This window comes from Pseudomonas sp. R2-37-08W (genome assembly GCF_003851705.1).
GTDB lineage: Bacteria > Pseudomonadota > Gammaproteobacteria > Pseudomonadales > Pseudomonadaceae > Aquipseudomonas.
The window spans coordinates 3,834,044-3,859,677 of the sequence record NZ_CP027728.1 but is presented as its reverse complement, the minus strand read 5'-3'; the positions used below and the strand labels follow the sequence as shown (position 1 = coordinate 3,859,677).

The window sequence follows — 25,634 nt, the reverse complement described above, 5'->3', positions numbered from 1 at the left end:
GGGCACTCATGCGCCCCCATTGATTGCCCGGTGCACATGCTGTGCCCTCAAACGTTGCAGTCGATTGGCCGATGTCGAGATCAGACACGATGATGCCGCGCTCAGGCTACTTTGGCTTTGTCCTGCGCACTTAAGGTGAGGGGTATTGGTCGCCCGAGAACCACAACAACAATGAATAGTCTCAACTCCAACGATTCCAACGCTCAGCTGGCGCAGGGTTTCAAGCCGCGTCACGTCACCATGTTGTCCATCGCAGGCATCATCGGCGCGGGGTTGTTTGTCGGTTCCGGGCATGCCATCGCGGCGGCGGGGCCGGCGGTGTTGCTGGCTTATCTGTGCTCCGGCCTGCTGGTGGTGCTGGTGATGCGCATGCTCGGGGAGATGGCGGTGGCGCGCCCCGACACCGGCTCGTTTTCCACCTATGCCGACCAGGCCATTGGCCGTTGGGCAGGCTTCACCATCGGCTGGTTGTATTGGTGGTTCTGGGTGTTGGTGATTCCGATCGAGGCGCTGGCTGCCGGGCATGTGCTCAATCAGTGGTTTCCTCAGGTCGATGCATGGTTGTTTGCGTTGTTGTCGATCATTTTGCTGGTGATCACCAACCTGTTCAGCGTTGCCAAATATGGCGAGTTCGAGTTCTGGTTCGCGATGGCCAAGGTCATCGCCATCATCGGTTTCATCGGCCTGGGGTTCAGCGTGCTGATGGGCTGGATTCCGGATCGTGAAGCCAGCGGCTTGAGCCGCTTGATGCAAGAGCACGGCGGCTTTGCACCCAATGGCCTGTCGGCCGTGGTGGGGGCATTCATCACCATCATGTTCAGTTTCATCGGTACCGAGGCGGTGACCATCGCCGCGGCCGAATCGAGCAACCCGGCGCAGAACATCGCCAAGGCGACCCGCTCGGTGATCTGGCGCATCGGCGTGTTTTACCTGTTGTCGATCTCGATCGTTATTTCCGTGGTGCCGTGGAACGATCCCCTGCTGGCGTCCGTGGGCTCTTACCAACGCGCGCTGGAGTTGATGAACATTCCCAACGCCAAGTTCATGGTCGACCTGGTGGTATTGATCGCCGTGGCCAGTTGCATGAACTCCTCGATCTACATCTCCTCGCGCATGCTGTTCTCCCTGGGTAAACGCGGCGATGCGCCACGCGCCCTTAAACGCACTTCAGCGGCGGGCGTGCCCAGGGCGGCGGTGATCGCCAGCACCATCCTGGGTGCGGGAGTGACGCTGCTGAGTTACTTCATGCCCGCCGGGCTGTTCCAGTTTCTGCTGGCCAGTTCCGGTGCCATCGCGTTGCTGGTGTATCTGGTCATCGCCATCTCGCAACTGCGCATGCGTCGGCTGCTCCTCAAGCAGAACGTCGAGCTGACCTTTCGCATGTGGCTGTTTCCCTGGCTGACTTATCTGGTCATCGTGTTCATCTGCGCGGCGCTGGCCGTGATGATGGTGACGCCGGAACATCGCACCGAAGTGTCCTCGACGATTGGCCTGGCCCTGGTAATCTCCTTTATCGGCCTGGTCACTTCGCGTCAGCAGGGGCAGGCGGTCAAACCGGTGGCGCTGGAGCATTCCTGATCATCTGTGCGCAGTAGGCGGGACGCGGAGCGTCCCAGGAGGCATTCCCACGCAGAGCGTGGGAACGATCAGGTGCGGTTCAGCGCACCCGCGTCCGGCTTTGCACCGCCAGGTCCAGCGCCTTCTGCATATCCAACCGAGCCGAGCGCCCGACATCCTTATCGTTGAGCAGGTAGTTGCGCTCCGACGGAAGGATCGGCGCGGTGAGGTCCTGGGCGTCGCTGCGTTCGAAGTCGTGGTTCTCGCCGATCGCCATGGCGCTGCGGCGCAACAGCATGCGCAGCTGTTCGGGTTGCAGTTGCGGGTTGATCGACAGCATCGCCGCCAGCAAGCCTGCGACCATCGGCGTGGCGTAGGAGGTGCCGCAATGCACGGCGCCTTCCTGGCCGGCGTCGGGCGTGGACGCGTGGGCGCAGGCGGCAGCGGTGATGTCGACGCGCATGTCCACGTTCGAGGAGCTGCGTGTAAGGGCATAGGCTGGGTCATCGACGGCAACGCCGCCACGCACGTTACGCTGGTGTCCGCCCACCACCAGCAACTGCTCGGTGATGAAGGAGGAGGGCAGGCGGTACTCGTCGCTGCCAGAGAATGCCGAACCGTTACCGGCGGAGTTCACCACAATCACATCGGGGTGCTCCTTGCGCAGCCACAGGAAGAACTCTTCGAGCAATTCTTCGTAGCCACTCATGGCAATTCCCGAGCGCACCAGCGAGTCGACGTCATTGCCATTGACGTCCTTGGTTCCGACGCGATGAATGCCCCAGCTCCAGTTGAGCACGCGCACCCCGTCCTCCACGAGGTTGACCGAGGCGGCGATGTTGGCCGTGATGCCGGCATCGGAGTTGCGCTCGACAATCACGTCAAAGCCACCGCTGGCCTTGTCCAGCCCACGTAAAAAACCGGTGTTGCCGCCGTTGTCCCAGCCTGCCGCGAGGATGCCGGCGACGGTGGTGCCATGGCCGCTCGCCGCACCCGTATCGCGGGCGTAGACGCAGGTGCGCCTGGGGGCGCAGGCGCCGAGGTAGTCAGCGAAATCCGCAGTGTCGAAATCCACGCCGCGCTCGATCAGGCCGATGCGCACCGGTTGCGGCGTGATAGGTGTGTGTTGGCCCGGGATGCGCCGCTGATAATAGGCCACCGCATCGAGAAAGCGGTTGGCTGCCCATTCATCGGAGTCGGGCGATGGCTTCTTCGGTTTTTCGTGGCGCGTGGCGGCGTGCTCGGTTTCTTCGGCGGCGGATTCTTCGATCACCACCGCATCCACGCTGGTCTCGCTGCCCAGGCGTAGCACCAAGGCGTCGCGCTGCAGCAGGTCGGTGGCCGGCAGGCGCAGTTGGAACAGGTTCAGCGGCGCGATGCTGCCGACCACGCTCGCGCCGTATTTGCGCGCGATGCGCTCGGCTTCCTGGCGGCCATCATGGTCTTCCTCGATCAGCACGCTGACGAGGTCGACATAGGTGGTCAGGCCGTCCATGTTCTTCGCCACTTCGCTGGGCCCGGCGGCGACGACATGGCTATTGCGCAGGGTCAGCCAGGCCGCGTTGCTGGCGCGCGGGCCGTCTTCGAGCCACAGCGGACCGCTCTGGTAGTGCGTGCTGTCCAGGCGCAGGCGCAACTGGTCGCCGTCGCGCTGGAGCGTCTGCGCCGGCAGCGCCTTGCCCGCCAGTTTCACCTGCGGCGTTGCTTCACCCAGCCCGTGCACACTCAGGCACCAATCCTGCTCCGGGCTTTGCAGCAGGTCGCCGCAGCGTTTCAGGTTTTCCAGTCGCAGCGGCTCCTGGGCCATGGCCGCCGTGCTGGCGGCCAGGGTGAGCAGCATCGCGAGGGCAGCGTTATTCAGAGGCATCAGTGGGTTCCTTGCCGGGGCCTGATACTGCGACTCCACCCACTCGCCGTTCGTTCAGCGCGACCACGTTGAACTCCCTCGCCCAAGCCTCACTCCTAACTGGACGAGGCAGTGCACATGGACGGATGTGACAATGACCCAGCCACACTCAAACACCCCTGCCACGCTGTTCGAGACCGACCTGCCCGCGCGCCTGGACCGCTTGCCCTGGGGCCGCTTCCACACCTTGCTGGTGTTCGCCCTCGGGATCACCTGGTTGCTCGACGGCCTGGAAGTGACCTTGGCCGGCTCGGTGTCCGGCGCGCTGAAAAGCAGCACCGGCCTGAACTTCAGCAACCTCGACATTGGCCTTGCCGGTGGCGTCTACATCGCCGGTGCCGTGCTGGGTGCGCTGCTGTTCGGCTGGCTCACCGACCGTCTGGGGCGACGCAAACTGTTCTTCATCACCCTGTGGCTCTACGTGGGCGCCACCGCAGCCACGGCGTTCTCCTTCAACCTGGAAACCTTCCTGCTGTTCCGCTTCCTGACCGGCATGGGCATCGGCGGCGAATACACCGCAATCAACTCGACCATCCAGGAATTCACCCCGGCGCGCTATCGCGGCTGGGTCGACCTGACCATCAACGGCACCTTCTGGCTAGGCGCAGCCCTAGGGGCCGGTGGCGCCATCGTGTTGCTCGACCCGCAGGTCGTGGGTGGCGACCTCGGCTGGCGCCTGTGCTTCGGCATCGGTGCCGCGCTGGGCCTGATCATCCTGGTGATGCGCCTGTGGCTGCCGGAAAGCCCGCGCTGGTTGTTGATCCATGGCCAACACGACGAAGCGCGGCGCATCGTCGACGGCATCGAAGCGCGCCTGCGCGAACAAGGCCACGCACTGGCGCCGGTGAGCGGCCCAGCGTTGCGGCTGCACGCGCGCGACCACACACCGCTGGCGGAGATTTTCCACACCCTGTTCGTCAGCTTTCGCCGTCGCGCCCTGGTCGGCATGACATTGCTCACCGCCCAGGCCTTCTTCTACAACGCGATCTTCTTCACCTACGCGCTGGTGCTCACCGACTTCTACGACGTGCCCGCCGAGCGCGTCGGCTGGTACGTCTTGCCGCTCGCCCTCGGCAACTTCTGCGGGCCGCTGCTGCTGGGGCGGTTGTTTGACGTGATCGGCCGGCGCGTGATGATCAGCTTCACCTACGCCACCTCCGGCGTGCTGCTGGCGCTCAGTGGCTATGCGTTCCAGCAAGGCTGGTTCGACGTGACCGAGCAAGCCGTGGCGTGGATGGTGATTTTCTTCTTCGCCTCGGCGGCGGCGAGTTCGGCGTACCTGACCGTGGCGGAGACCTTTCCGCTGGAGATACGCGCGCTGGCGATTGCAGTGTTCTATGCGTTCGGCACGGGGCTGGGCGGGATCATCGGGCCGACCTTGTTCGGGCAGTTGATACAGACGCAACAGCGCGGGAGTCTGTTCGTGGGGTATTTGATCGGCGCGGCGTTGATGTGCGTGGCTGCCCTGGTGCAGGCGATCTGGGGCGTGGCGGCGGAGCGCAAGGCGCTGGAGCAGGTGGCGCGGCCGTTGTCGCAGGCGGCTGAATGAAGGCAGGCAGGTGAGCGCGCCCAGGCCGTTGGTGCTCGAGGTTCAACGACGGTTGTTTACGTCCCCAGCGGGCCTAAAGATCGAGCCTTTCACGTCGATAACCTCCATGAACCCGCCGATCATGGACCGATTGAAATGACACTCTCCATCAGCGCTGCCACTATAGCCCCTGCCAATATCCGACTTGCGCCTTCCGAGCAGAAACTGACGCCCCAGGCATTGCCGGAGGCAGCCAAGCAATCCTTGGCAAATGCCGGGCCGGCTGCGGTCTATCATCCCAGCGAAGCCGCCCAAACCGCGAGCGAGCCACCGCAGGTGACCGACGTGTGGGTCGGCCGCTCCGAATCACCGGAATTTCCTCGCTTCGTCGACCGCTTCCATAGTGCCCAGGCGGTGCTCAAAAGCGCCTTCACCGCGTTCGCATCCACCCTTAAGAGCACCGCGCCCGACCTGGCCAGAACCGATTATGGTTTTACCGTCGAAGCCGATGGCCGCCTGAAAGTCATCGACAAGGCCGGTCAGCTGAGCGACGCGAATATCAAGCGGCTCACCGAACTGCTCAATGGCTCCGCTGATTTGAAAACGGCCGCGGTGACCTTCCGCAACGCCGCCATCGACATGACAGACGCCGGCTCGCCCTGGTCCGGCAGCGGCATGGGCTACTACAGCCTGACCAACGAAAATTTCGCCAAGACCATTGATCTGGCGCCGTTGTTCAGAACCTATGACCCCTCGGATGTGAAGGGTGGCAGGGAACGGTTCTTTATCATTCAACTGACCTACAAAGGTGAGCGAGCCACGGCGGAGACGGAGCGGGCGATGTATGCGCGGCGTGCGGGGCAGGCGTACTAACGGCGCAATGAGTTGTGTGAGGCTGAGCGAGAGGGGCAGGTATTTAGCCACTTTCGGCGCAAAGTAGCCCCTTTCCTTGCCAGCTGGTCTACCATGCCCATCCCGGCAGTGATCTATGCGCTACCGTTCATTTTTTAAAGGTACCGCCATGTCCATCGACCAAATCTCCCTGCCCAAAGGCGTCGGCCCCGTTGCTGCAAAACTCCTCGACGCCATCACCGGCGCTTCCACCCACGAAGAACTCAACCGTGCGGGCGGCAAAGCCGAGGGTTTTGTGTTGGGCCTGGAATCCAGCAAGGCGATCAAGAGCCAAATCGCCGAGTCGTTATATGTGGCTTACGATGATGCGGCGAGCAATCGGGCCAGTGAGTTGAAGGGCTGAGGGTAAGTCGGTCCTGATGCCAGTTGTGTTTTCGCCAGCAGGGCCCGGTTCAAGGCAACGCTCACTTTGCTTGCCAATCCTTACAGTCCACGGCCAGCTCGGTGAGGGCGATCATGCGCTCGTAGCGCACGATCATGAATTGCACATAGCAGCACAATACGAAGAAAAAAGTATTTGTCGCTGCTATCGCCAATAACCATTCCGTATGCGCAGTAATGCCGACGCTGGCCAGCATAGTGTCCAGGCTTGAAAGGGCTACGGCGAGCGCCAGCAAACCCGGGAGAATACCGACCTTCTCCAGCGCGCCCGTCACCATGTGCGTGCGTCTTTCCAGGCTGTCGCGTTCGCTTTTAAGTTCCAGCGCACCGAGTTTCAGCGTCTCGCGCGAGAGGGCTGCCAGTTCCGGTAAATAACGTGCCTCCACTTGCATAAGGGTTTTGACGTTCCACTCCAGCAGATTGGCGAACGGCGCGGTGAAGATTTTTATCAGCGAGTGGCGGTAGAGCAAAACCCCCACCAGTGGGTAGAAAAACATCGCCAGGTAAGATATCGCGATCAACCCCCAACTTACGTTGTACAGCCAGTAGGCTTGAGTCCACTTGCCAATGATGGTCAGCGGTATCGACAGAATCGACGGACCGACCAGGGCGAACCAGAAGTAACCTCTGTCGAGCCGAGCGTCCTTGCCAGCCTGACTTTGCTTGCGGTTGCTGCGCACTGTTTGTTTATAGGTTCGCTCGATCTCGGCGTTGATCTGCAGGTACTTTTCGATTTCGGCGGTCATTGGCTGCTCTAAGATCTCAGTAAAAATCATAATAAAACGCCCATTTCCCAGTCTGGGCGAGGCGGTGTTGATTGGGTGGCGGTCCATGGGGATTCCGATCCAGCCGTATGCTGCGCCCAAGCTAGCATAGGTATCTACACAACTTCGGCGTGGCACTGAACCTGTTACGGCCCAGGAGCCGAAGCCTCTCTAACTGATACCCCGCGACCTAAGTGTGGGAGGGGGCTTGCCCCCGATGGCGGCCTGACAGCGGCGCATGGACATCCTGCTGCCCCGCCAATGCTTGAACTCAGGTGAGACGTGCTCCAGTTGTGCGATTGTGACGCGGGCGTACACTCGTGAGGCCTTCAACCTTCGTTTTACGGAATCCAAGTGATGTCGCTCACTCACACTATCGCGGCCCAAGAAATTGTAGGATTTCTTGGACAATACCCGTGAGAACCACTGACCTTTTGTGTTACCGAGAGCCTGAGCCATGCGGATTACCTGCCTTCATACCGCCCAGAGCAATATTGCGGTGTTTGACGCTGCCGCGAAAACACTGGGTATCGGCCCGAATATACTGCACCACGAAGTTCGGGCCGACCTGCTGGCGGCGGCCGAACACGCTGGCAAACTGACCGCTGACATAGCCCATGAAACGAGCCTGGCGCTTGCTTCACTTGCCCAGCACTGCGACGCCGTCGTGCTCACGTGTTCGACGCTCGGCCCGGCGATTGAAACGATCAGCGCACACGCCCAGGTGCCGATTTTGAGAGCGGACGAAGCCCTGGCATTGGCGGCCGTTCATGGCGGCGGGAAGGTTGTGGTGTTGTGCGCAGTCAACACCACCCTTGACCCCACCTCCCGTCTGTTTTCCCAAGCTGCGCAGCACACCACGGCATCGGTCGAGGTGCAGTGGGTGCCTGACGCCTGGGCGCTGTTCAAGGCTGGCGACATCGACGGTTACCTGGCCACCATCGCGCAGGCTGCTGACCGCGCCTATGCGGCAGGCGCATCGATTGTGGCGTTGGGGCAAGCGTCCATGAGCGGCGCAGCTTCGTTGGTGACGGCGGGCCCAGCGCCACTGACCCCTGCAGTAAAGGGGCTACAGGCTGCACTGGACGCGGTACTGAATAGTGCCAGACGCGGGTATGATCCGGGATAACCCGGCCCGATTGGACCCATGCTTATGCCCGCCTCCCGAACCCGCCCCTCTCCCGCGCCTTTCCTCAACCCAGGCGAGACCGTGGTGCTCTTCGACGGCGTGTGCAAACTGTGCAATGGCTGGGCTCGGTTCCTGATTCGCCATGATCGTCAACGGCGCGTGCGATTGGCGGCTGTACAGTCGCCAGAGGGCCAGGCGCTGCTCGCCTGGGCGGGGCTGCCGTTGGATCAGTTCGATACCATGGCGGTAATTCGTGACCGGCGTTACTGGGTGCGCTCAGATGCGGTTTTCGAAATCATTGCCCAACTGCCTGCCGGCTGGCGCCCACTGGGGCTGTTGCGTGGCATCCCACGTCCAATTCGGGATTGGGCCTACGATCGCATTGCTTTAAACCGCTATCGACTCTTCGGAAAATATGACACCTGCCTGTTGCCCGACCCCGATCATGAACAACGTTTTTTGAAGGGGGGCGCCTGCTAAACCTACGATTCTGGTGGCCGCCGCAGGTTCTGCGGCGGACTTTTCAAGTTGAACCCAGGGTGCGCTAGTTAACGACCTTGCAGGGTTTGGTTGACGAAATGTAAGCCGCGCAGGTTTGAGGCACTTGGGCGCGCAATGCCTCCCTCGCATTATTTTTGGCGGTTGTGCAGGCGGCATGATCGGTGCCAGGCGCGGTTCCCGTCGCGCTGGCCCCTCGGTTTGCAGGTGGGCATGGCATTGGAGCATTCGCTGCAACTGTTGCGGTGCCGATACTCTGACCGCGCGCCGCCGCTTCAGCTTTTGGTGTGTCGGCTGCGTAAGTACTGGTGGAGATTATTCCGGCCAACACCAATGCAGTTGCCATGATATTGAGTGACTTCAACATGTTCGATCCCTCGATGAGCTAAGCGATGAATACTGTTTACTGTCCCTATGAGCTGCTGTTTTGCTTGATAGAGACTAGATCGCATAAAGCCACTCTGTGATATTTTTTATTGGTTCATCTTTCGCTTTCCCACCGGAGCCCGCAATGCCCTCCACCAGACGCGACAGCGCAGGTATCGAACGTCGCCTGATTGCGACCCTGACCGAAGCCTGTGAAACCGCCAAGGCTGAAATCCCCGGCTTTGAATGGCTGACCCATGAAGTGAACTACGCCGCTTTCCCCCAAAGCCTGCGAGTGATCTGGGTTTTTGATACCCAATCAAACAAGGAGCAAGCCCTGGCCAAGGGAGAAGACCAGCGAATGCGTGAACTGACAGGCATCGCGCTGAGCGATGCCGGTGTGGATCTGCCATTACTGCACCGCTGCGTAGGATTCGATTCCGAGGAGGAATGCGATCTCCAACACGGTGGGAATTGGCGTCTGAGGCTGGCCAAGCGGCATGGGGTAAAGGGGTAGGGCCGTGGACAAAGGTATCGAGAGTCCGAGGCTCATGTGATGTGCTGAGGCTCCTCATGTAGTCGAATTTTTTTCAGCGTTGCGGAGCGACTATTGATGAGTGTCCGCTTCCTCAGCCGGATAGAACTCGCCGTTCTTCCCCATTTCTTCCAGCCGTTGGCGGGCGATCGACTCAACGCTGGCAACTTCACCTTGATCGTCAGCGTTGACCAACTGCAAGCACAGGCGCCGGACATTCTGATCGTGAGTGCCTTCGCTGAGCATTTCATGGGTGAAGACTTGCTCACCCCGCCATAGACATAGCGGCCTGTGAGCCCCGCCGAGCCATATCTCATTGATGGATCTAAGGTCAGTGGTAGCCAGTTGATCCAAGGTGATTGTCTTGTCCATTGCGCTGTACCTTAACGATGGGTAGAGACGGGTAGACTTACCGGCGCAGTGGGTCGTTCCCGGTTTCGGGAGTGCAATTGCCGCCAATGGTGGTGAGTCACGCGCTGGAACAAGGTGGGGCGATCAGCAGTTGCGGTATGGTTCGCGGTGGTGTGGGGACTATGGAGCGACTGACAGCTAACGGCCAAAAGCGGTCATCACGGTAGCCGTGCGTAAGACTTCAGCGAGGGTTCTGCAACAACTAAATCAGCCAGTCTATTGCTTGGTCGATATATCAGGTGGCGACGACCTCGATTTTAAGGTCATATCCACCGAGCTTATGTCCTCCCCAGCTTGCCTTCTTAACGATTATTTGTTTATCACCATGGGGCTCGCGGTATTGTGCACCAAAGCGCAGCGCATCCTTGACGGAGTCAGAAATATCAATCCCGAGGCTTTCTCGGACTAAAATTCCCGATAATACGAGAAGCCTCTCATTTGCTTGGTGCGCGCGCCTATTGTCGTTCACGTTCAGCTTGATTTTTAATACCTTTGCGACACCTTCGACACCCTCTACGTAATATGCGAAATTATCGCAAAGTAGGTCATCTCCGATGTCGTACATTTTCGAAGAGGCACACCATTGATCGGCAAAGATGAGATTATAATGTCCTGTCGAAACCCCCTCACTCAAAAGGAAGTCCTTTGCGAGGTATGGTGCCCATCCTTGTGAATTGACAACTTCCGGTTTCATCTTTTCCAGCTTTTTTAGCTTGCGCAAATGGACAAAGGTACTTAATAGCTGTTTGTGCGAAATCACCTCAACTCTGGCGATGTGATCTGCCCATCGCCGGATATCGTCAAGCCTGAAATTAAATAACAATGCCGCATACAACTTTGCGAGAAGACGTAGCTTTCTGTCTTGCACAGTGAATTGAAGTCGCACGAAAACGGTCTCATAGGTCGAATATGTCATCATCGCAAACACGAAAGGCAAATACATTACTGTTAGCAGGGCGGGAGCAATAAAGTCATAAAATGTTTTTTCCTGACTAAGTTCTTTGAAATCAGTAGCGAGCATGTAAGCCGTGTAGGCCAGTGTGAAAAGTCCGAAGGAAATGACAATGCCGTTGAGGAGCTTTGTGACTTGCAGGTACTTAATATCTGACTCTGCGATAGCGATCATCATACCCACCACCACCATAAATGGGACTAAAAACAATTCGGCCAGAAGTGGCAAACTGTAGATCCCGATCACGAACTGCAAGATGGCGAGCAGCCTCAGATTGCCGATTACAGAGTTTTTAAAGAAACGCGGGTCGATTTTTATTTTGTCCAAATTGTAAATCGACAGCAACCCCACGGAAAAAAACCAAAATACCGTATTTTTCAACTGATCAATATTCCATAGCTCCCAATCTAACAAGAGATAGACCATGCCGACGGTGTACACGACTGCCAACGAGAAAGCTATCATCACGGGGCGTGATTGAAATACAAATGTTAGCCTTTTGAAGGCTGATCGGACCTCTCTCATCCTTTTGGCAGAGAAAATATACGTTGCGGCGAAAATCAGCCACAGTGCGATTGCGATTTCCCTGTTGTTTAAAATGTCCATATAGCTGACCTTGGTGAAATGCTAGGTGAGCGGATGTTAAGTGGTCTGGCCCCTCATTCCAATGTGGCAGTGCACATCTGAAAAGGGGAATGGCAGCTATCGGCCAAAAACAAATGTTCAGACGAGGGCCGCCTCCAGCCAATAGCTATCATTGTGGAGGTCTTTAATCAAACTACTCCTTCCGCCGAAGAGGCTGCAAAGCCAGTGGTGATTAGTTTTAAGGAAGGGCCAGCGTATAGCCTACGCTAAGCCATTGCCCTAAAACTTGTTAACTCTAAACAAGAAAATATTGCGTAAATATAGCTTTCAACCAAGGAAAATAGTCATCATCAGTCATTGCTTTCGTAAGGCTCTCGCCTTTTTGGCTAATCGTAAAAGAGTCAAGGCTACCGCTGTTCATTTTAAAGGTAAAATTATCTGGTAACTCCAGCGTCGAATCATAATACTCATCTTGCATCAGGGAAAAATCGATCTCATAGGGAAATCTATCGAGGATTTGCCCGACCGCGAAGATGAATAGCTCCACAATATCAAGATAGTCTTCCACCTGCTCCGTAGTAGGTACAATATATTCGTGCTCGACACGGTTTCGTGTCTTATTTAATCTGGACAAAATGCGAGGTGACAATACCCCGCATTTCGAAAGGTACTCTAGTCGCTTATCAAATCCTAGCTTCCTATTTTTGTAGGCAACTTTCCACCCTAGGGCATCGCACAGTGTTTCTGTCTGCAGATGGAAAGCTCTTTTGGCGTTTCCAACAGCGTTAATTAAAGCCCGCTCCCCATCCTGCTCGTCAAAGTCCTGTCTTGCATATTCCAAATAAGTTGATGGCAAAATTTTTGCCTGATGATTCACCCAGCTATACGTCCCTCCATCATTGATGTAGTGGGGAATGTACTCTGGCTTTAAGTTCTTAACGTTCATTTGCAGTTCTCAAATACCTGTCAAATTGGTGCATCTATAGTACACAGATGCTCGACAATAATGAATCGCCCCGGGTTCCATAGACACTTCTGAATGATCGATTTTGGACGGTTGCTGCTTGTCACGAACGGCATAAATCGACCAAAAGCTGCCGCTCACCTGACATAAACTTCGAACATCCCAACGCTTGAAGAGCCCCTCGTAGGCGCAAAACAAGCCTGTTAACGTGCCTCTCAACGCGTTGCACATTGGCCTATCCGAAGAAAATCTTTAAGCGCCGCCTGATAGAGCGTCAATGGCTGATTGTCCGTATTGAATAGTGCAAACGGAATCATCGTGAGATGTGAAAGCGACGTGGAGTTTATCGAGTAGGTTTTCTGCCTGCAAAAGCGCTGATCCTTATTCAATATAAAATCAAACTTGAAAAGGTTCGTCCGCGTACACCAACTGGGGATCAAACCCAGACTCAGGCCCGTCAAGTAATCTTGTCCGCAAGCGCCGCCAGATGAGAACTCCGAGATCTTTATTTCTAATGCCGGCAGGGGCGTAGCGGCAAGGCTGGAGCGCGTATCCTGTGCATCGGGAATAACTTTGAGTGTCGCTGCGTATGCGTCCTTGCCGAAGCGACTGTCTTTCCATGGGGAGTTTATTGCGTAACTAAAGCTGGAGATGATTTCTTTTGTTTCGGGTTCAGCGGTTTCGTTGATCGTCGGCTGGGACGAATAAGATGTGCAGCCGGAACAGAGTATCGCAATGCTGACAAACACAAAGCCGTTGGCTATTAAGCGACGCATACTCAGTTTTTCCTAACTATCAATTAGCCGACATTCTTGTCACTTGATGCCGTATAGCATCTTACCTACACGCCGGATGGCAGAGTAGGGTCGGCAGAGTAGTGGCACAGTAGGGGGGCAGACCACGTTTTCAATAATGGTGGTCTGACCCCGGTGGCCCCTCGTTAATCTGTAACCTGCGGGCAAGGGTTAAAAACCTCGGTTACGTCGAGTGTTGTATGCCACGGGACGGCAGTGCCTGACACCATTCCGCCTACGGTTTGCTGTCGACCCGACTTGCGCACATATCCGCCATCCGTCCCAGTGAAGACGTGCTGCCCTGGCTTCGTCAGATAATCAAAGAAACTGACTTTCACAGGCACATTCATTTGCCCATCCGGCGTAATGACGGCGAGAATGATCGCTCGGTCTTTGGTGAATACAACGAACGGTTCGACTCCAGTGCGACCACTAACTGTCTTCACGCACTGCACTTGTTCTGGGAGGATGCGTGCGGTTTCAGTGTAGGTGTGGTTGTTGTAGAGGCTGAGGATCAGGCCTTTGCTGGTCAACACTCCCAGGCCTTGAGTGGCCCTGCAGCTGCCTTCGCTTCCATATGGGAACAAGCACCAGTTCGTTTCCGACACGGCTTGAATATCCGATGGTGCAATTTTCAGATCGCGCTGGATTTGGGCTTTTGATTCCGGCGTATCGTAAGGGATCATCACGCATCCACCGAGTGTCACTGCTGCGATGAGGCCTATGGCCGCAGCTACGTTTTGAACTGATGATTTGAAGGTGTTCATTGTTCGCTCTCCTTGCTGTATTACCACCACTGGAAGGCTGTGGCGATTTTGGTAGCGAACCTTACGGCATGGGCGGCAAGCAGTCATCCTCGTGCTGATAGCTGGATCGGTAGATGACTTGACTGGACACTTACCTATTTCTGACCGATTGCTGCACTCATTAGTACGCTTCAAATCCCCGAGCGTTGCGGTCTTAGAACTAAGGAAAGAGCAGGGGGCAGACCACGTTTTCAATAATGGTGGCCTGACCCCGGTTTCACACCGGTTTCACACGGGAGCAATCATCAATGCTTGACCACCGGAATCGCCGGAAACTGAAACCCGTCGTCCACTCTTTTTTGGGTGAAGTCGTCGCCGCCGTCTCGCGCCTTGCTGCGGTAAGTAGTAGCGGTTAGCTCGATGATTTCATACGCGTCATTAAGGTAAGGGTTTCCTGGTTTGGCGGAAGTGATCTGCTCCCCCACTTGTTTCCCGGTAGTGATAGTGAAGTAGATCTTGCCGGACACTCCCCATCGGCCAAATTCCTTTTGCTCAAACCATTGGCCGGATTTGTCGGTCACGCGGAACTTCACATTGAAGGTGCCATCGGCGCGACGTTCATTCAGTTGCTGCGTACGTTTACCGTCGAGGGTGGTCGCTTCGCCGTACCACTTACCGATCATCAGGGCGTGTTCCTGTACCTGAAGGGTAGAGAGGGGTTTTACGGCATGGACAAGGGGTTGTTGACCACAGCCGGACAGGCACGTAAGGGTAAGCGCTAAAGCGAAAATCTTGAACACGTAAATTCCTTGGCGAATTAGCCCGCAGCCTGTCGATCCCTCTCAACTGGGAGACTCGGCTGATTTACTTGGTAGGCAAATAATGAACTTCAATAATAGTCAGGGTGATAACAAATGGTCACCCGTTTTTTCGGCGTGCTTTCCTGCAAGTACGGCAACGAGCCCTGCACCCTTTAGTGGCAATTCATCAATCTAGCAATCCCGCGGCCGTTCCTGGACTCAGGAACTCGATGACAGCAGCGGCGAAAAGTTCTGGCTGATCCAGCATGATGAAGTGAAAACTGCCGTCAATACGCCTGAAGCTGATAGTTGGGGTCGAGACATAGGCGTTACGGAACATTGCATCAACGTGGGACGCCTCTATGCCGTAAAGCGGGTCATAGGCATAGACGACCTCGACAGGCACCTTGATGCGTCCAAGCTCAGGTCGCAGGTCAGTGACCATCAGCTCATACATGGCATTGGCCATAGTCCTTCGGTCCGAGTTTATCCCCGCAGCGACCAAGGCTGGCCTGACCGCTTCAGTTTTGGCCAGACGGGCGATGGAGGCCTGCTGCAGGGTTTGCGCCTGCTCAGGGGTTGCGGTCAACATTGCATCGCGCATCGCAGCCGCCTGCGGGGTCGCCGTTTCACGGGTCGCGAAGGGATCGAACAGCAATGTATAAAAGGGCATCGCATCGACAATCATCAGGCGTCCCACTTGATCGGGATGACGAGCACCCAGCATCAGTGCCACCTCACCACCCAACGAATGACCGATGATGACCGGCGCCTCGAGGCGCTGGCTGCGGATGTATTCAGCGATTGCCTCGACCGTCGGCGCGACTACTTTCCCTTCTGGGTCGGACACGGCAGGCGAGCCGGCAAAGCCAGCTACCTGTACAAGATGGAGCCGATGGCTCTGTCGTAGTCTGGAGGCCAAATCAGCCCATACGTCGCGGGACGAGGCAAATCCTGGAATCAGGATGATATCTGTCCCCGAGCCTTGTACCCGCACCGAGATAACACCCTGGTTGACAGTTTCCAGCGGCAGGGGCGCGGGCTGGGCCGGCGATGCAGACAACAGCGCCAACGTGGTGCCGATCCCGGCAAGAGTCATTTCTGCACGCATGGCGTTCTCCTTTTCGCGCAATGCGAGGTGATCTTCACGATTTCATGGGCGCCAATTACACCGACAAACAGGCAGGTTAACGGGTTCATAGCCATTCCTTTGACCGAGGCAATATTTCCACTATACGGTGCACACAGGCACTAGAAAACTAGCGCCGCCTGCAAACCTTAGTGTCCCCCCAGAAAAAACAAAATGGCCCCCTTTGACAGTCGGAAAAGGACTGAACCGAGTTCATTGGGGTAATTTGGCAATCACCTTGATCTCGAAATCAAAACCGGCCAACCAAGTCACGCCAATAGCGGTCGCCGTCGGGTAGGGCGCTTCGCCCCAGTACTCGGCCACCACTTCCCAGATAGTTTCGAATGTCGACTCGGGGTCGACCATGAAGATGGTCGTGTCGACCACATCCTCGAAACTACTGCCGGCCTCGGTCAGGATCGCGTTGAGGTTGGCGAAGGCCAGGCGAACCTGTGTCGCGAGGTCCGGCTCGGCCGAGCCATCCTTGCGGCTGCCGACCTGACCGGATACGAACAGAAAACCGTTGGAGCGAATCGCCGGTGAGTAGCGGTGGAGCTCGTACAATGCATGGCGGTCAGGCGGGAAAACCACATCACGTTTGCTGGTCATTGCATCTCTCCTTCGGGGCCGACATGGCCCGCTGTTTACGATGGAGCCAGTGTAAAAAGACGGGCGACCTGAATAAACGCGCAACGCTGGTCATGACTGTTTGTAGAATCCAAACTATCCAGACCCCAGTGAGGCGTGAAATGGACCGTTTCGATGCAATGCAGGCCTTTGCCCGAGTGGTGGAAACCGGCAGCTTCACCAAGGCGGCAGCCACCCTGCACATGAGCAAGACCACCGTGACGCAGCTCGTCCAGCAACTGGAAGCGAGGCTGCGTGTGCGCTTGCTCAACCGCACCACACGCAAGGTCAACGTCACCGCCGATGGCGCGGTCTACTACGAGCGCGTCATCCGGCTACTGGTCGATATGGACGACGCCGAGACCAGCCTGTCCAGCGCATCGATGACACCGCGCGGGCGGCTGCGGGTGGATGTGCCCAGCCCGTTTGCGCGAATGCTGCTGATACCTGCCTTGCCGGGGTTCTTTGCCCGCTACCCGGAAATCCAGCTGACCCTGGGCGTGAGCGACCGGATTGTCGACATCATTGGCGAAAACGTCGACTGCGTGGTGCGCGGCGGCGAAATCGTCGATCAGTCGCTGATGGCAAGGCATGTGGGCGATCTGCACATCGGCATTTATGCCGCGCCCGGCTATCTGCAGCGCTTCGGTACGCCAGCGCACCCCCAGGAGCTGGAGGAGGGCAGGCACAGTACCGTTGGCTTCCTCTGGTTTCGCACAGGCAAATCCTTGCCCTACGCGATGCAGCGTGGTGAAGAACGCATCGAGGTCCAGGGTCGCCCGCAACTGACGGTCGACGACGGCAATGCATACCTGGCCGCCGGCCTGGCGGGTCTGGGCATGCTTTGGCTACCGCAGTACATGGCCAAACCACACCTGGCCAGCGGCGAATTGCTGCCGCTGTTCGAGGACTGGCACATAGCGCCCATGCCGATGTACCTGGCATTCCCGCCGAATCGGCATGTCAGCGCCAAGGTGCGGGTGTTTATCGACTGGGTGATAGAGTTGATGGCCGAGCATGCGCCGGTGGTTGAGTGAAACAGGTGTGAACCTATTTAAGGATTAGACACTGTAAACGGCCCAAAGCGGACGGTTATGAATGGCTGGCTTCGGCCATCTCCAGTCAATCGTGACAGGTAAGCCCACGCGCTGAGCACCACCAGCACCCTCTCCGACCCATTCAAAATGCCAGGCCAAACCAGCCGGCACCCGCTCGCCTGGAAACGCAAAACCGTCCAACAGCACGAACTGACGACAATCCAGCCCGCATCAACGGCGCTCGCCTCCCTGATTTAGCCGCAGGCGTACGGTGAAAACCGGCCATCTGGTTGGTCACGCACCCTAGATGCTTGCCTTGATGTGGGTCGGCGGCTTAAGTTGATGACATTGAGCTGAAGCCCGCCCCCTAGCGAAACGTTAGGCCACCAAAACGTTCTGCCATCTCTTTGAGCATTAGGAAGGAAAATCTATGAAACTTGATGATGTAAAAAAAATACTTGCAACCTCTCCGCAGGATGATTGGGTTATCGATGATGAGTCTGGTTCATTTACTTATAAAAACGACCTAAACCTTCACATTGAAAGGGCTGATTACGAAACTTACAGAGACTTTGACGAACCTTGGGCTAAGTCTCACCCCGATCCGAAAGCAGTAGCAGTTGAATACGTAGTTAAGTACGGGTCATCTTTTGTAGAGAAACATATGTTAGTATCAGTTGACGGGCACCGCGCGACCTTACCTATGCCAAAATCAATGAATGATCTACGAGTTAGAGCTTCAGACGCTAATTTCGCACGAATTGTTGATATTGGTGACAGAGTTGATGAATATCTCCAGCGGTCAAATATAAAGGTTGCAGACGATGAGTAAGGATCGCAGCGAAATTATAGAATATATAAAGATAGCTAAACCTAGAAGTAGTGCGCACAAGATACTAAGCCAAGATTCGTATCTCGGCGGAAACGTGGCCCAAGTCGAGTTTTCCGATAATAACGTTGCGATGAAGCTTTGGGTTGTTGTCACCAAGCAGCACAAAGGCTATGCCGATTCAGAAAGCCAATTAATTCAACAGCTAGAGAGCGCGTGCAATAAGGATCGTGATCGCATAGATTGGATAAACCAAATATTTAATATTTCTGGATTAATAGCGCTGGTTCTTGTTGGAGCGTCAGTATATTTGACTATAATAAATGCAGACGGCAATATACCCGAGCACCTTAAGGCGTTGGTTTTAACTATTGTTGGATTTTATTTTGGTGGAATAGTAAAAGGAAAGAGAATCAAAGAAAATTCCTAACAATTGGTTGAAATCGCTCGCTTCGTTCACTGGGACGGGCTAAAGCCCGCCCCCCTTGCCCAAACGTTAGGCAAGTACAAAGACATGGAATCTAAAGTCACCTTTCGACCAATTGAGTCCCTCAGCTCCTTGCTTATGGGGAAACTGAAGCTGCCGAAAAACTGATGAAGCTTGATGAGTCTTCGCTTCACAAGATTGGTATCAGCGCATTTGATAATTATTTTGTGCCAGGCGTGTCTTCCCAAAAGCTTCAGCGTAAAGCCTAAAAGTATTCAAATCGTTCGCTTCGCTCACACAGCATCTGGCGCTGCCGGTTTAGCAAGCTGCGGTGGGCACTGTCTAGGGAACCGCTGATTAATTCGAAATCCAGATATTGACCTCTTATAAATCAAGGCTTCCAGGGTATCCGGGATGCGAAAAGCCGAATTAATCAAAGCCTCCCTAGTGATTACAGACCGGACTCAACATAACCGCCGTTATTCGCACCCATCGGTTTACGACACCGACCGCTTTGGGTTGGTTTCGGTATTTCGGGGTCGGCTACAACGACCCAAAGCTGCCCTTCGCGACGTACGTCTCATGGGTAGAGTTCGCAGGGGTTGGCGAACTGCTGCGGCCATCGATTGTGCTCCATGTGTTGAGCTAGCTTCCGGACGGCTCCCAAAGGCATCACTAAGCCAACAGGTCAGAAACGCCTATCAGCTTTGTGTTGCTTGAGAGTGAATTAAAAACTATCTATTACTCAAGAATTTATTTAGAACTTCATCAATTTTAGCAATTGTTTGGACTGCAATATCAATCGCTTCAGTTGGCGTAACGTGCTCAGCGATGAGAATTCTTCTTCGATCAGATGTCTGTCGCTTGCTAAGGCCACTGAATGAGGTTTCAAAACTAGCTCGCAATTCAGCCTCGTCACACGAAAGAGGGTTGAATTCATTTTTTAGCCACACCAATTTTATCGTAAACTTTGGAGCTGATGGAGTTGATACTCTAGCGACTCGATATACGTCGAGGTATATTGGCCAGCCCTCATTACGCTGGAAGCTTCCGATTTTGGAAGATGTCAGAGCGACCCAGTAACTCCCTTCTTGTATAAACTCCGCTGCTAAAATAGGCTCAGCTTTGGCAAGCTTCTGCGCTAGGCTTGTTACTCCTCTAATTTTGATTAGCTTCTCGCAAACCGGTTTGTGCTGAGAGAGAAATATCATCAGTTCTCCGGCCGTCCCTTGGAGAGTGGAGGGTTCCCAAGTCTCCATTGTAACGCGTTTAAGCTCACGCATGCTTTCGATAACTACTGGGTAAGAAAGTGCAATGTCTGCCATCAAATCTGACTGCGCCTTGCTCGCTGGGCTTTCCCAATTGGTTACACTTTGACAATAGGTGGCTAAGAGCTGCGCGGATTGATTTCCTCGATTTAGGCTGTGTCGGGCTCGATTTGCTGAAGGTTCAAGCCACTGATAATCAAGGAAGCACCAGCGATTGCCAAGGGAGGATAAATGGGCTTCAGAGTACGACTCAAGATCTTTATCAATGACTACAAAAGCGAGGTCGTAGTCTGCAAAAACCCTACGAGCGGCTAATTCTGATTTTACTGAATTTACATATTTCTCTAGCTGCCCAGCGTCTAACGCAGCCTTTATTTTATTTTCAATTGCTATGAGGATTTTGTTCCTTGGATCTACTAAAAACAAATCCAGCCTGCCATTGCTAGAGCCATCATTGATCTTTATTTTAAATTCTCGCGTTACAAAAGCAGCACCGAAACTTGTTGTGCGTATTCTGCCTAACGTCCACTTCTCAAAGAATTTCTTATTGTCAAACTTGCAGTTGTCACTTGCCTCAAATGCAGCCTCCAGAAAATCTTTGATAACGGCATCGCCTTGAGCATGCCCTTCGTTGGGGTTCATGCACCAAGCCAATACGCTCGAATTTTGGTTCTCATTTAAATTTACAACATCAAATACGTTATCGGCTGTCTTGTTAAGCTCGATAAGCTCCAGTAACTTTGGGTCACTTAAGAAACTATAAAGTTCGTCAGATTTCATTATCCGTATCTCAATAAATGCAGCTTTAATTTTGGAAGATTCTATCTGATTTCAGTGCCAGCGCTTCATCCGTGCCTCGGACGATGTGTATTAGATTCGAACTGTTTTAGTGCCAGATAGACGCCAATTGCGCCTGTCGCGACTGACCGAAATCGACAGCCAACCCTAACCTTCGACTAAGGGGCAGGCTTTAGTCTGCGCAGAGAACGCATTGAACGATTTGGGTCTTTACTCAGGGCTACGATCTGTTTATATGAGTCCTTCATGCTGCTTCCAGCTCCTGCCGTTCGTGTGTTAAAGCCAATTTAACCTAAAAAGTAGGACTCTGAATCGTCGCTCGCTTCGTAGGCAAACCATAACTCTATTTTTGCCAGAATCCACTTGGGCTGATGGTCCGTTTTTGGCCGAAAGCCGCCAGCCCCTCATTCGATCCAACCATAAGCTATTTGATCGGCCCGTACGTCTTTTAGAATCTGCTAACGGCATGCTTACTAAACGCCTACCGCTGGCAGCGGAGACCCTCATTTTGTATTGCCGCTGGCACTCCACCAAACCTCAAAAAGCAAATCGCCAAGCTGTTACATACGGCCTGCAACGACTCAGCGACTAGTCGGGATTTTTGAGTTAAATGCTGTCAATCAACCCCTACACGGCGCCTCACGGTCAAGCAGTCTGCCGGTGAGCAGTACGCCCAGTTCACTCAATTGATGAATCGCCAGCGCGACGTCGCGGTGTTTGCCGTGGAGGTTTTCGGACAGGTCGAGCAGCAGGGTGCTGACGCTGGTGAAGGTTTCGTAGCTGTTGGTGATGAGGGTTTCGTTGCTGGTATCGGGTGCGACAGTGAATAGCATGTTTGAATTCCTGAGTGTGGCTACCATCTTTTAGCTACTAAACAGAAGGGTGGCAGCTGTGCGCAGGTTAGTAGACCGGGGAATCCAAACGAAAGCCGGCGCACCCGAAGGTGCCCTGCACACAGCCGCCATCAAGTACAGACAGGAATGTCTGATTGATGCAGCTTATGCACTTTGTTTGGATAAACCGTCAGGCTACTAAACCCGATCGCCGAGAAATTCAGCGACCGAGCCACCTTAAATACGGCCACCCCAGCGCACAAGCCGGCGGATTCTGACGCAAGCGTAGGCAATGGAGCAAGGTGCCGCACGGTAGCGAACGCTGTACCCCTTTGAACCCACAAGAATATTCAGCGCCTCATCAAATCCTTCACCACGCTGTTGTAGAGTCTCTGCACACCGAATTGACCACCCAGGGACCCCATGACATTGACCGTCGACACCTTGCTCAAACTGGCCATGGCCAACCCCGTCAACGCTGAAATCACCGCGCGTTTGCCGTCGCTGGGGGTGGAGCAGTGCATGCTCACGGCGGGCTGTCTGTTCCAGGCGGTGTGGAATCATCAGGCGAGTCGGCCGGTTGATGCGGGGGTGAAGGACTATGACGTTTTCTACTTCGACCCGGACGTGTCCTACGAGGCTGAGGATGTAGTGATCCGCAGTGCCGAGTCGTTGTTCCGGGACCTGGGCGTTAACGTGGAGGTGAAGAACCAGGCGCGGGTTCATCTCTGGTATGGGCAGCGGTTTGGCCGGCCGTACCCTCAGTTGCACTCGGCCAGGCAAGGGGTGGACCGTTACCTGGTGGCGGGTACGTGCATTGCCTTGGACATTGCCACGGGCGAGGTGTATGCGCCGTATGGCTTGGCGGATGTGGAGCAGGGCGTGCTGCGCATCAACCCGCTGCATGCAGAGCCCGAGCTGTTTTTGCGCAAGGCCAGGAGTTATCAGGAACGCTGGCCTTGGCTCAGGATTGTGCCGCCGGGGTCAGCCGAATAACCCGCCGAGCAGACTGCAACCGATCACTACCAGCCACGGCGGCAACTTCATCAGCATCAGTGCCGCCAAGGCGAGCAATGCCAGGGCCAGGTCATACACGCTGAAAATCGCGCTGGTCCATACGGGCCGGTACAACGCCGCCAGTAGCAAACCCACCACCGCTGCGTTCACACCGGCCAGCGCGGCCTGGGTGCGGGGGCTGTGGCGCAGGCTGGCCCAGAAGGGCAGCGCGCCGAAGATCAGCAAAAATGACGGCGCGAAGATCGCCAGCAGGCCGATCAGGCCGCCCAGCCAGCCGGTAGGGGCGTGGGTCATCGAGGCGCCGAGAAAGGCCGCGAAGGTGAACAGCGGGCCGGGCACGGCTTGGGCGGCGCCGTAGCCGGCGAGGAAAATGTCGTTACTCACCCAGTGGCTGGGCACTACCTGGGCTTGCAGCAACGGCAGTACCACGTGGCCGCCGCCAAACACCAGTGAGCCGGTGCGGTAGAAGGCGTCCACCAGCGCCAGCGTGGGATCGCTCGCCCAGTCGGCAAGCAGCGGCAAGCCCACCAGCAACAGCAGGAACAGCGCCAGCCACAGCGTTGCGGCACGGCGGCTGATGGCGATGGGCAGTGCGTCGGGCTCGGCACGGGGCGCGGGCTTGAACAGCAGCAGGCCGACCACCCCAGCCACGACGATCACTGCCACCGGGCTCCAGGCGGACGATTGCAGCAGTACCCAACCGGCGGCGCTCAGCATCAATATTATCCGCACCCAGCCCCGACACAGGGTGCGCGCCATGCCCCACACGGCTTGGGCCACCACCGCCACGGCGACGATCTTGAGGCCATGCAACGCGCCGGCGGGCAGGGCGCTGCCATAGTGAGAAAGGCCCAGGGCGAACAGGATCAGGGCGATGGCCGACGGCAAGGTGAACCCGGCCCAGGCCGCCGCGGCACCCGCGTAACCTGCGCGTGACAGGCCCAACGCGATGCCGACCTGGCTGCTGGCCGGGCCGGGCAGGAACTGGCACAGGGCGACCAGTTCGGCATAGCTGTGTTCACTGAGCCAGCGTCTGCGGGTGACGAATTCCTCGCGGAAATAACCCAGGTGCGCAATCGGCCCGCCGAAGGAGGTCAGGCCCAGGCGCAGGAAGATCAGGAACACTGACCCCAGGCTGCTGCGGTGATCGGCAAGGGTGGCGGGCAAGGTGTGGCTCCCTCGTGGCGTGTGCAGAACCCGGCAAATCGATGTGGGCTGGTGGGGCACTTTACCGATTTTTCATGACGCGCAGAAGAGACGGCCTGCCTGTCATTTTTGCCGTGCACATTGAATTTATCGGCGCCGATTTGAGTCATTTAAAGCATAGCCTTGCCTTCCACCCTTTAACCTCAAGGACCGACCATGACCTTCTTCATCTTCCTGCTCGCTTGCGCCGCCGCCGCCAGTACCGGTGTGATTTTCAAACCCGGCGCCTGGTACGAATCCCTGGTCAAGCCCAGCTTCACCCCGCCTAACTGGTTGTTCCCGGTGGCGTGGACGATTATCTACCTGCTGCTGGCCTGGGCTGGTTACCGCTTGAGCCTGATCCCAGGCAGCGAGATGGTGTTGGCGCTGTGGGCCGCGCAGATTGCGCTGAATACGCTGTGGACGCCGGTGTTCTTCGGCGCGCATCGCTTGCTCGCCGGGATGGTGATTATTGTGCTGTTGTGGCTGACCGTGGCGGCGATGGTGGTGCTGGCAGTGCGTCTGGACCTGATTACCGGCCTGATCCTGTTTCCCTACCTGGCCTGGCTGTGCGTAGCGGCGGCGTTGAACTTCTCGATCCTGCGGAATAACCGTTGATGGCTTACCAACACTGGCCCGCCAGCGAGCCCGAACTGGCCCAGATGCGCCGCTTCAATCGCACGCTTGCGTGGTTGCCGCGCTTCAAGATCCGCAACCGCGTCACGCCGCGTGTGATCCAGGCACTGCTGCGCACCCGGCAAAGGTTCCAGAAACCGCCTGTGGTGGAAATCCGGCTCATCGGCGCCGTGCCCGTGCGTATCCTGCGGCCCGCCGGTGCGCCCAAAGGCGTGGTACTGGATATCCACGGCGGCGGCTGGGTGATCGGCAATGCGCAGATGAATGACGACCTCAACCTCGGCATGGTGCGCGCGTGCGACGTGGCGGTGGTGTCGGTGGACTATCGGCTGGCGGTTAACACACCGGTGGAAGGGTTGCTGGAAGACTGCCTGGCCGCTGCGCGCTGGCTGTTGGCGGAATGTGCGGAGTTTGCCGGCCTGCCGGTGTTTTTTGTCGGCGAATCGGCCGGCGGGCACCTGGCGGCGGCGACGTTGCTGGCGTTGAAGCAATGGCCGCTGTTGCTCCAACGTGTCCATGGCGCGGTGTTGTACTACGGGGTGTATGACTTGACCGGCACGCCGAGTGTGCGCAACGCCGGGCCGCAAACGCTGTTGCTCGATGGGCCGGGAATGGTCACGGCGCTGCGCTTGCTCACGCCGGGGCTCACCGACGACGAGCGTCGACAGCCGCCCTTGTCACCCTTGTATGGCGACTTCGCCGACATGCCGCCAGCGTTGATGTTCGTGGGCGAACTGGACCCGCTCAAGGACGACACGCTGCTGATCGCCGAGCGCTGGAATCAGGTGGAGGCGCACCTGTTGCCGGAGTCGGCCCATGGGTTTATTCATTTTCCCGTGGCGATGGCAGACAGGGTGTTGGTGTACAGCCGTGGCTGGATAACGGCGCGTCTGCACACCCCGCAACTCTCGACGCCCTGCAACGCCGTCGACCCTGGCACTGAATGAGTTCAATGGGAGGTTTTTATTCGGCGGTGGTCACAGTGACAGATACATGCCTTTGCAATCGCCTAAATCTGTT

26 protein-coding genes are annotated in these 25,634 nt (G+C 56.3%); 13 read left to right on the top strand and 13 right to left on the bottom strand.

Translation table 11 applies throughout. The annotated features are described in order from the left end of the window. Positions 1-171: 171 nt before the first annotated feature. Positions 172-1,578 carry a GABA permease gene (gene gabP / locus C4J93_RS17795; RefSeq protein ID WP_124430091.1) on the top strand — a complete coding sequence of 469 codons (1,407 nt, stop codon included), beginning with the start codon at positions 172-174 and terminating at the stop codon, positions 1,576-1,578. A gap of 79 nt (positions 1,579-1,657) precedes the next feature. Here gabP and C4J93_RS17790 read toward each other — a convergent pair whose 3' ends face one another. Next, complete coding sequence (locus C4J93_RS17790; RefSeq protein WP_124430090.1) at positions 1,658-3,424, bottom strand: S8/S53 family peptidase; 1,767 nt, start codon at positions 3,422-3,424, stop codon at positions 1,658-1,660. 133 nt (positions 3,425-3,557) lie between these two features. Here C4J93_RS17790 and C4J93_RS17785 point away from each other — a divergent pair, with 133 nt between their 5' ends. The 3 genes from C4J93_RS17785 to C4J93_RS17775 all read left to right on the top strand — a co-directional run bounded on the left by C4J93_RS17785 (position 3,558) and on the right by C4J93_RS17775 (position 6,246). Then, on the top strand, positions 3,558-5,012 hold the full coding sequence (locus tag C4J93_RS17785; protein ID WP_124430089.1) for an MFS transporter: 1,455 nt from the start codon (positions 3,558-3,560) through the stop codon (positions 5,010-5,012). Between the two features lie 135 nt (positions 5,013-5,147). Continuing rightward, entirely contained in the window at positions 5,148-5,864 is a 717-nt protein-coding gene (locus C4J93_RS17780; protein WP_124430088.1) for a hypothetical protein, read from the top strand. Between the two features lie 148 nt (positions 5,865-6,012). Continuing rightward, positions 6,013-6,246 carry a hypothetical protein gene (locus C4J93_RS17775; protein ID WP_124410399.1) on the top strand — a complete coding sequence of 78 codons (234 nt, stop codon included), beginning with the start codon at positions 6,013-6,015 and terminating at the stop codon, positions 6,244-6,246. Positions 6,247-6,307: 61 nt separating this feature from the next. Here C4J93_RS17775 and C4J93_RS17770 read toward each other — a convergent pair whose 3' ends face one another. Beyond that, complete coding sequence (locus C4J93_RS17770) at positions 6,308-7,117, bottom strand: hypothetical protein (protein ID WP_256660090.1); 810 nt, start codon at positions 7,115-7,117, stop codon at positions 6,308-6,310. A 388-nt stretch (positions 7,118-7,505) separates the two neighbouring features. Between C4J93_RS17770 and C4J93_RS17765 the strand changes: the two genes are divergently transcribed. The 3 genes from C4J93_RS17765 to C4J93_RS17755 all read left to right on the top strand — a co-directional run bounded on the left by C4J93_RS17765 (position 7,506) and on the right by C4J93_RS17755 (position 9,558). Beyond that, the gene (locus C4J93_RS17765) at positions 7,506-8,177 is read left to right on the top strand and encodes an aspartate/glutamate racemase family protein (RefSeq protein ID WP_124430087.1); all 672 of its coding nucleotides are present in this window, start codon (positions 7,506-7,508) and stop codon (positions 8,175-8,177) included. Positions 8,178-8,201: 24 nt separating this feature from the next. After that, on the top strand, positions 8,202-8,657 hold the full coding sequence (locus C4J93_RS17760; RefSeq protein ID WP_124430086.1) for a thiol-disulfide oxidoreductase DCC family protein: 456 nt from the start codon (positions 8,202-8,204) through the stop codon (positions 8,655-8,657). A gap of 529 nt (positions 8,658-9,186) precedes the next feature. After that, positions 9,187-9,558, top strand: a complete 372-nt coding sequence (locus C4J93_RS17755; RefSeq protein WP_124430085.1) for a hypothetical protein — start codon at positions 9,187-9,189, stop codon at positions 9,556-9,558. A gap of 90 nt (positions 9,559-9,648) precedes the next feature. Here C4J93_RS17755 and C4J93_RS17750 read toward each other — a convergent pair whose 3' ends face one another. From C4J93_RS17750 to C4J93_RS17715, 8 genes are all read right to left on the bottom strand, one after another. After that, positions 9,649-9,948 (bottom strand): hypothetical protein, encoded by a 300-nt coding sequence (locus C4J93_RS17750; RefSeq protein ID WP_124371304.1) that lies wholly within the window; start codon positions 9,946-9,948, stop codon positions 9,649-9,651. Between the two features lie 274 nt (positions 9,949-10,222). Next, positions 10,223-11,545: a hypothetical protein gene (locus C4J93_RS17745; protein ID WP_124430084.1), complete on the bottom strand. Its 1,323-nt coding sequence runs from the start codon at positions 11,543-11,545 to the stop codon at positions 10,223-10,225. A 274-nt stretch (positions 11,546-11,819) separates the two neighbouring features. Beyond that, the gene (locus C4J93_RS17740) at positions 11,820-12,470 is read right to left on the bottom strand and encodes a hypothetical protein (RefSeq protein ID WP_124430083.1); all 651 of its coding nucleotides are present in this window, start codon (positions 12,468-12,470) and stop codon (positions 11,820-11,822) included. Positions 12,471-12,703: 233 nt separating this feature from the next. Next, positions 12,704-13,264: a hypothetical protein gene (locus C4J93_RS17735; protein ID WP_124430082.1), complete on the bottom strand. Its 561-nt coding sequence runs from the start codon at positions 13,262-13,264 to the stop codon at positions 12,704-12,706. A gap of 164 nt (positions 13,265-13,428) precedes the next feature. Then, positions 13,429-14,049: a hypothetical protein gene (locus C4J93_RS17730; RefSeq protein WP_124430081.1), complete on the bottom strand. Its 621-nt coding sequence runs from the start codon at positions 14,047-14,049 to the stop codon at positions 13,429-13,431. 284 nt (positions 14,050-14,333) lie between these two features. Next, positions 14,334-14,828 (bottom strand): hypothetical protein, encoded by a 495-nt coding sequence (locus tag C4J93_RS17725; RefSeq protein WP_256660089.1) that lies wholly within the window; start codon positions 14,826-14,828, stop codon positions 14,334-14,336. A gap of 187 nt (positions 14,829-15,015) precedes the next feature. Then, on the bottom strand, positions 15,016-15,939 hold the full coding sequence (locus C4J93_RS17720; protein WP_124430079.1) for an alpha/beta fold hydrolase: 924 nt from the start codon (positions 15,937-15,939) through the stop codon (positions 15,016-15,018). Between the two features lie 231 nt (positions 15,940-16,170). Further along, positions 16,171-16,566, bottom strand: coding sequence for a RidA family protein (locus C4J93_RS17715; protein WP_124430078.1), 396 nt, complete (start codon positions 16,564-16,566; stop codon positions 16,171-16,173). A 140-nt stretch (positions 16,567-16,706) separates the two neighbouring features. Here C4J93_RS17715 and C4J93_RS17710 point away from each other — a divergent pair, with 140 nt between their 5' ends. The 3 genes from C4J93_RS17710 (at position 16,707) to C4J93_RS17700 (ending at position 18,880) form a co-directional block, all read left to right on the top strand. After that, entirely contained in the window at positions 16,707-17,621 is a 915-nt protein-coding gene (locus C4J93_RS17710) for a LysR family transcriptional regulator (RefSeq protein ID WP_124430077.1), read from the top strand. Between the two features lie 430 nt (positions 17,622-18,051). Next, positions 18,052-18,453, top strand: a complete 402-nt coding sequence (locus C4J93_RS17705; RefSeq protein WP_124430076.1) for a hypothetical protein — start codon at positions 18,052-18,054, stop codon at positions 18,451-18,453. Further along, the gene (locus tag C4J93_RS17700; RefSeq protein WP_124430075.1) at positions 18,446-18,880 is read left to right on the top strand and encodes a hypothetical protein; all 435 of its coding nucleotides are present in this window, start codon (positions 18,446-18,448) and stop codon (positions 18,878-18,880) included. The genes C4J93_RS17705 and C4J93_RS17700 overlap by 8 nt, the downstream gene beginning before the upstream one ends. A gap of 731 nt (positions 18,881-19,611) precedes the next feature. Here C4J93_RS17700 and C4J93_RS17695 read toward each other — a convergent pair. Next, complete coding sequence (locus C4J93_RS17695) at positions 19,612-20,925, bottom strand: PD-(D/E)XK nuclease family protein (protein WP_124430074.1); 1,314 nt, start codon at positions 20,923-20,925, stop codon at positions 19,612-19,614. A gap of 638 nt (positions 20,926-21,563) precedes the next feature. Continuing rightward, positions 21,564-21,776 (bottom strand): DUF6124 family protein, encoded by a 213-nt coding sequence (locus C4J93_RS17690; protein ID WP_256660088.1) that lies wholly within the window; start codon positions 21,774-21,776, stop codon positions 21,564-21,566. Positions 21,777-22,199: 423 nt separating this feature from the next. Here C4J93_RS17690 and C4J93_RS17685 point away from each other — a divergent pair, with 423 nt between their 5' ends. Beyond that, complete coding sequence (locus tag C4J93_RS17685) at positions 22,200-22,772, top strand: nucleotidyltransferase family protein (protein WP_124430072.1); 573 nt, start codon at positions 22,200-22,202, stop codon at positions 22,770-22,772. Here C4J93_RS17685 and chrA read toward each other — a convergent pair. Further along, positions 22,761-23,960 carry a chromate efflux transporter gene (chrA, locus tag C4J93_RS17680; protein ID WP_124430071.1) on the bottom strand — a complete coding sequence of 400 codons (1,200 nt, stop codon included), beginning with the start codon at positions 23,958-23,960 and terminating at the stop codon, positions 22,761-22,763. The two genes, C4J93_RS17685 and chrA, sit on opposite strands and share 12 nt — an antisense overlap. A 195-nt stretch (positions 23,961-24,155) precedes the next feature. Between chrA and C4J93_RS17675 the strand changes: the two genes are divergently transcribed. Beyond that, positions 24,156-24,596 (top strand): TspO/MBR family protein, encoded by a 441-nt coding sequence (locus tag C4J93_RS17675; protein ID WP_124363626.1) that lies wholly within the window; start codon positions 24,156-24,158, stop codon positions 24,594-24,596. Beyond that, complete coding sequence (locus C4J93_RS17670; protein ID WP_124430070.1) at positions 24,596-25,561, top strand: alpha/beta hydrolase fold domain-containing protein; 966 nt, start codon at positions 24,596-24,598, stop codon at positions 25,559-25,561. Before C4J93_RS17675 ends, C4J93_RS17670 begins: the two co-directional genes overlap by 1 nt. The last annotated feature ends 73 nt before the right edge of the window (positions 25,562-25,634 follow it).

Coding starts and splice junctions, on each gene's coding strand:
- gabP (WP_124430091.1), top strand. CDS start 172: ATGAATAGTCTCAACTCCAACGATTCCAACGCTCAGCTGGCGCAGGGT.
- C4J93_RS17790 (WP_124430090.1), bottom strand. CDS start 3,424: ATGCCTCTGAATAACGCTGCCCTCGCGATGCTGCTCACCCTGGCCGCC.
- C4J93_RS17785 (WP_124430089.1), top strand. CDS start 3,558: ATGACCCAGCCACACTCAAACACCCCTGCCACGCTGTTCGAGACCGAC.
- C4J93_RS17780 (WP_124430088.1), top strand. CDS start 5,148: ATGACACTCTCCATCAGCGCTGCCACTATAGCCCCTGCCAATATCCGA.
- C4J93_RS17775 (WP_124410399.1), top strand. CDS start 6,013: ATGTCCATCGACCAAATCTCCCTGCCCAAAGGCGTCGGCCCCGTTGCT.
- C4J93_RS17770 (WP_256660090.1), bottom strand. CDS start 7,117: ATGGACCGCCACCCAATCAACACCGCCTCGCCCAGACTGGGAAATGGG.
- C4J93_RS17765 (WP_124430087.1), top strand. CDS start 7,506: ATGCGGATTACCTGCCTTCATACCGCCCAGAGCAATATTGCGGTGTTT.
- C4J93_RS17760 (WP_124430086.1), top strand. CDS start 8,202: ATGCCCGCCTCCCGAACCCGCCCCTCTCCCGCGCCTTTCCTCAACCCA.
- C4J93_RS17755 (WP_124430085.1), top strand. CDS start 9,187: ATGCCCTCCACCAGACGCGACAGCGCAGGTATCGAACGTCGCCTGATT.
- C4J93_RS17750 (WP_124371304.1), bottom strand. CDS start 9,948: ATGGACAAGACAATCACCTTGGATCAACTGGCTACCACTGACCTTAGA.
- C4J93_RS17745 (WP_124430084.1), bottom strand. CDS start 11,545: ATGGACATTTTAAACAACAGGGAAATCGCAATCGCACTGTGGCTGATT.
- C4J93_RS17740 (WP_124430083.1), bottom strand. CDS start 12,470: ATGAACGTTAAGAACTTAAAGCCAGAGTACATTCCCCACTACATCAAT.
- C4J93_RS17735 (WP_124430082.1), bottom strand. CDS start 13,264: ATGCGTCGCTTAATAGCCAACGGCTTTGTGTTTGTCAGCATTGCGATA.
- C4J93_RS17730 (WP_124430081.1), bottom strand. CDS start 14,049: ATGAACACCTTCAAATCATCAGTTCAAAACGTAGCTGCGGCCATAGGC.
- C4J93_RS17720 (WP_124430079.1), bottom strand. CDS start 15,939: ATGCGTGCAGAAATGACTCTTGCCGGGATCGGCACCACGTTGGCGCTG.
- C4J93_RS17715 (WP_124430078.1), bottom strand. CDS start 16,566: ATGACCAGCAAACGTGATGTGGTTTTCCCGCCTGACCGCCATGCATTG.
- C4J93_RS17710 (WP_124430077.1), top strand. CDS start 16,707: ATGGACCGTTTCGATGCAATGCAGGCCTTTGCCCGAGTGGTGGAAACC.
- C4J93_RS17705 (WP_124430076.1), top strand. CDS start 18,052: ATGAAACTTGATGATGTAAAAAAAATACTTGCAACCTCTCCGCAGGAT.
- C4J93_RS17700 (WP_124430075.1), top strand. CDS start 18,446: ATGAGTAAGGATCGCAGCGAAATTATAGAATATATAAAGATAGCTAAA.
- C4J93_RS17695 (WP_124430074.1), bottom strand. CDS start 20,925: ATGAAATCTGACGAACTTTATAGTTTCTTAAGTGACCCAAAGTTACTG.
- C4J93_RS17690 (WP_256660088.1), bottom strand. CDS start 21,776: ATGCTATTCACTGTCGCACCCGATACCAGCAACGAAACCCTCATCACC.
- C4J93_RS17685 (WP_124430072.1), top strand. CDS start 22,200: ATGACATTGACCGTCGACACCTTGCTCAAACTGGCCATGGCCAACCCC.
- C4J93_RS17675 (WP_124363626.1), top strand. CDS start 24,156: ATGACCTTCTTCATCTTCCTGCTCGCTTGCGCCGCCGCCGCCAGTACC.
- C4J93_RS17670 (WP_124430070.1), top strand. CDS start 24,596: ATGGCTTACCAACACTGGCCCGCCAGCGAGCCCGAACTGGCCCAGATG.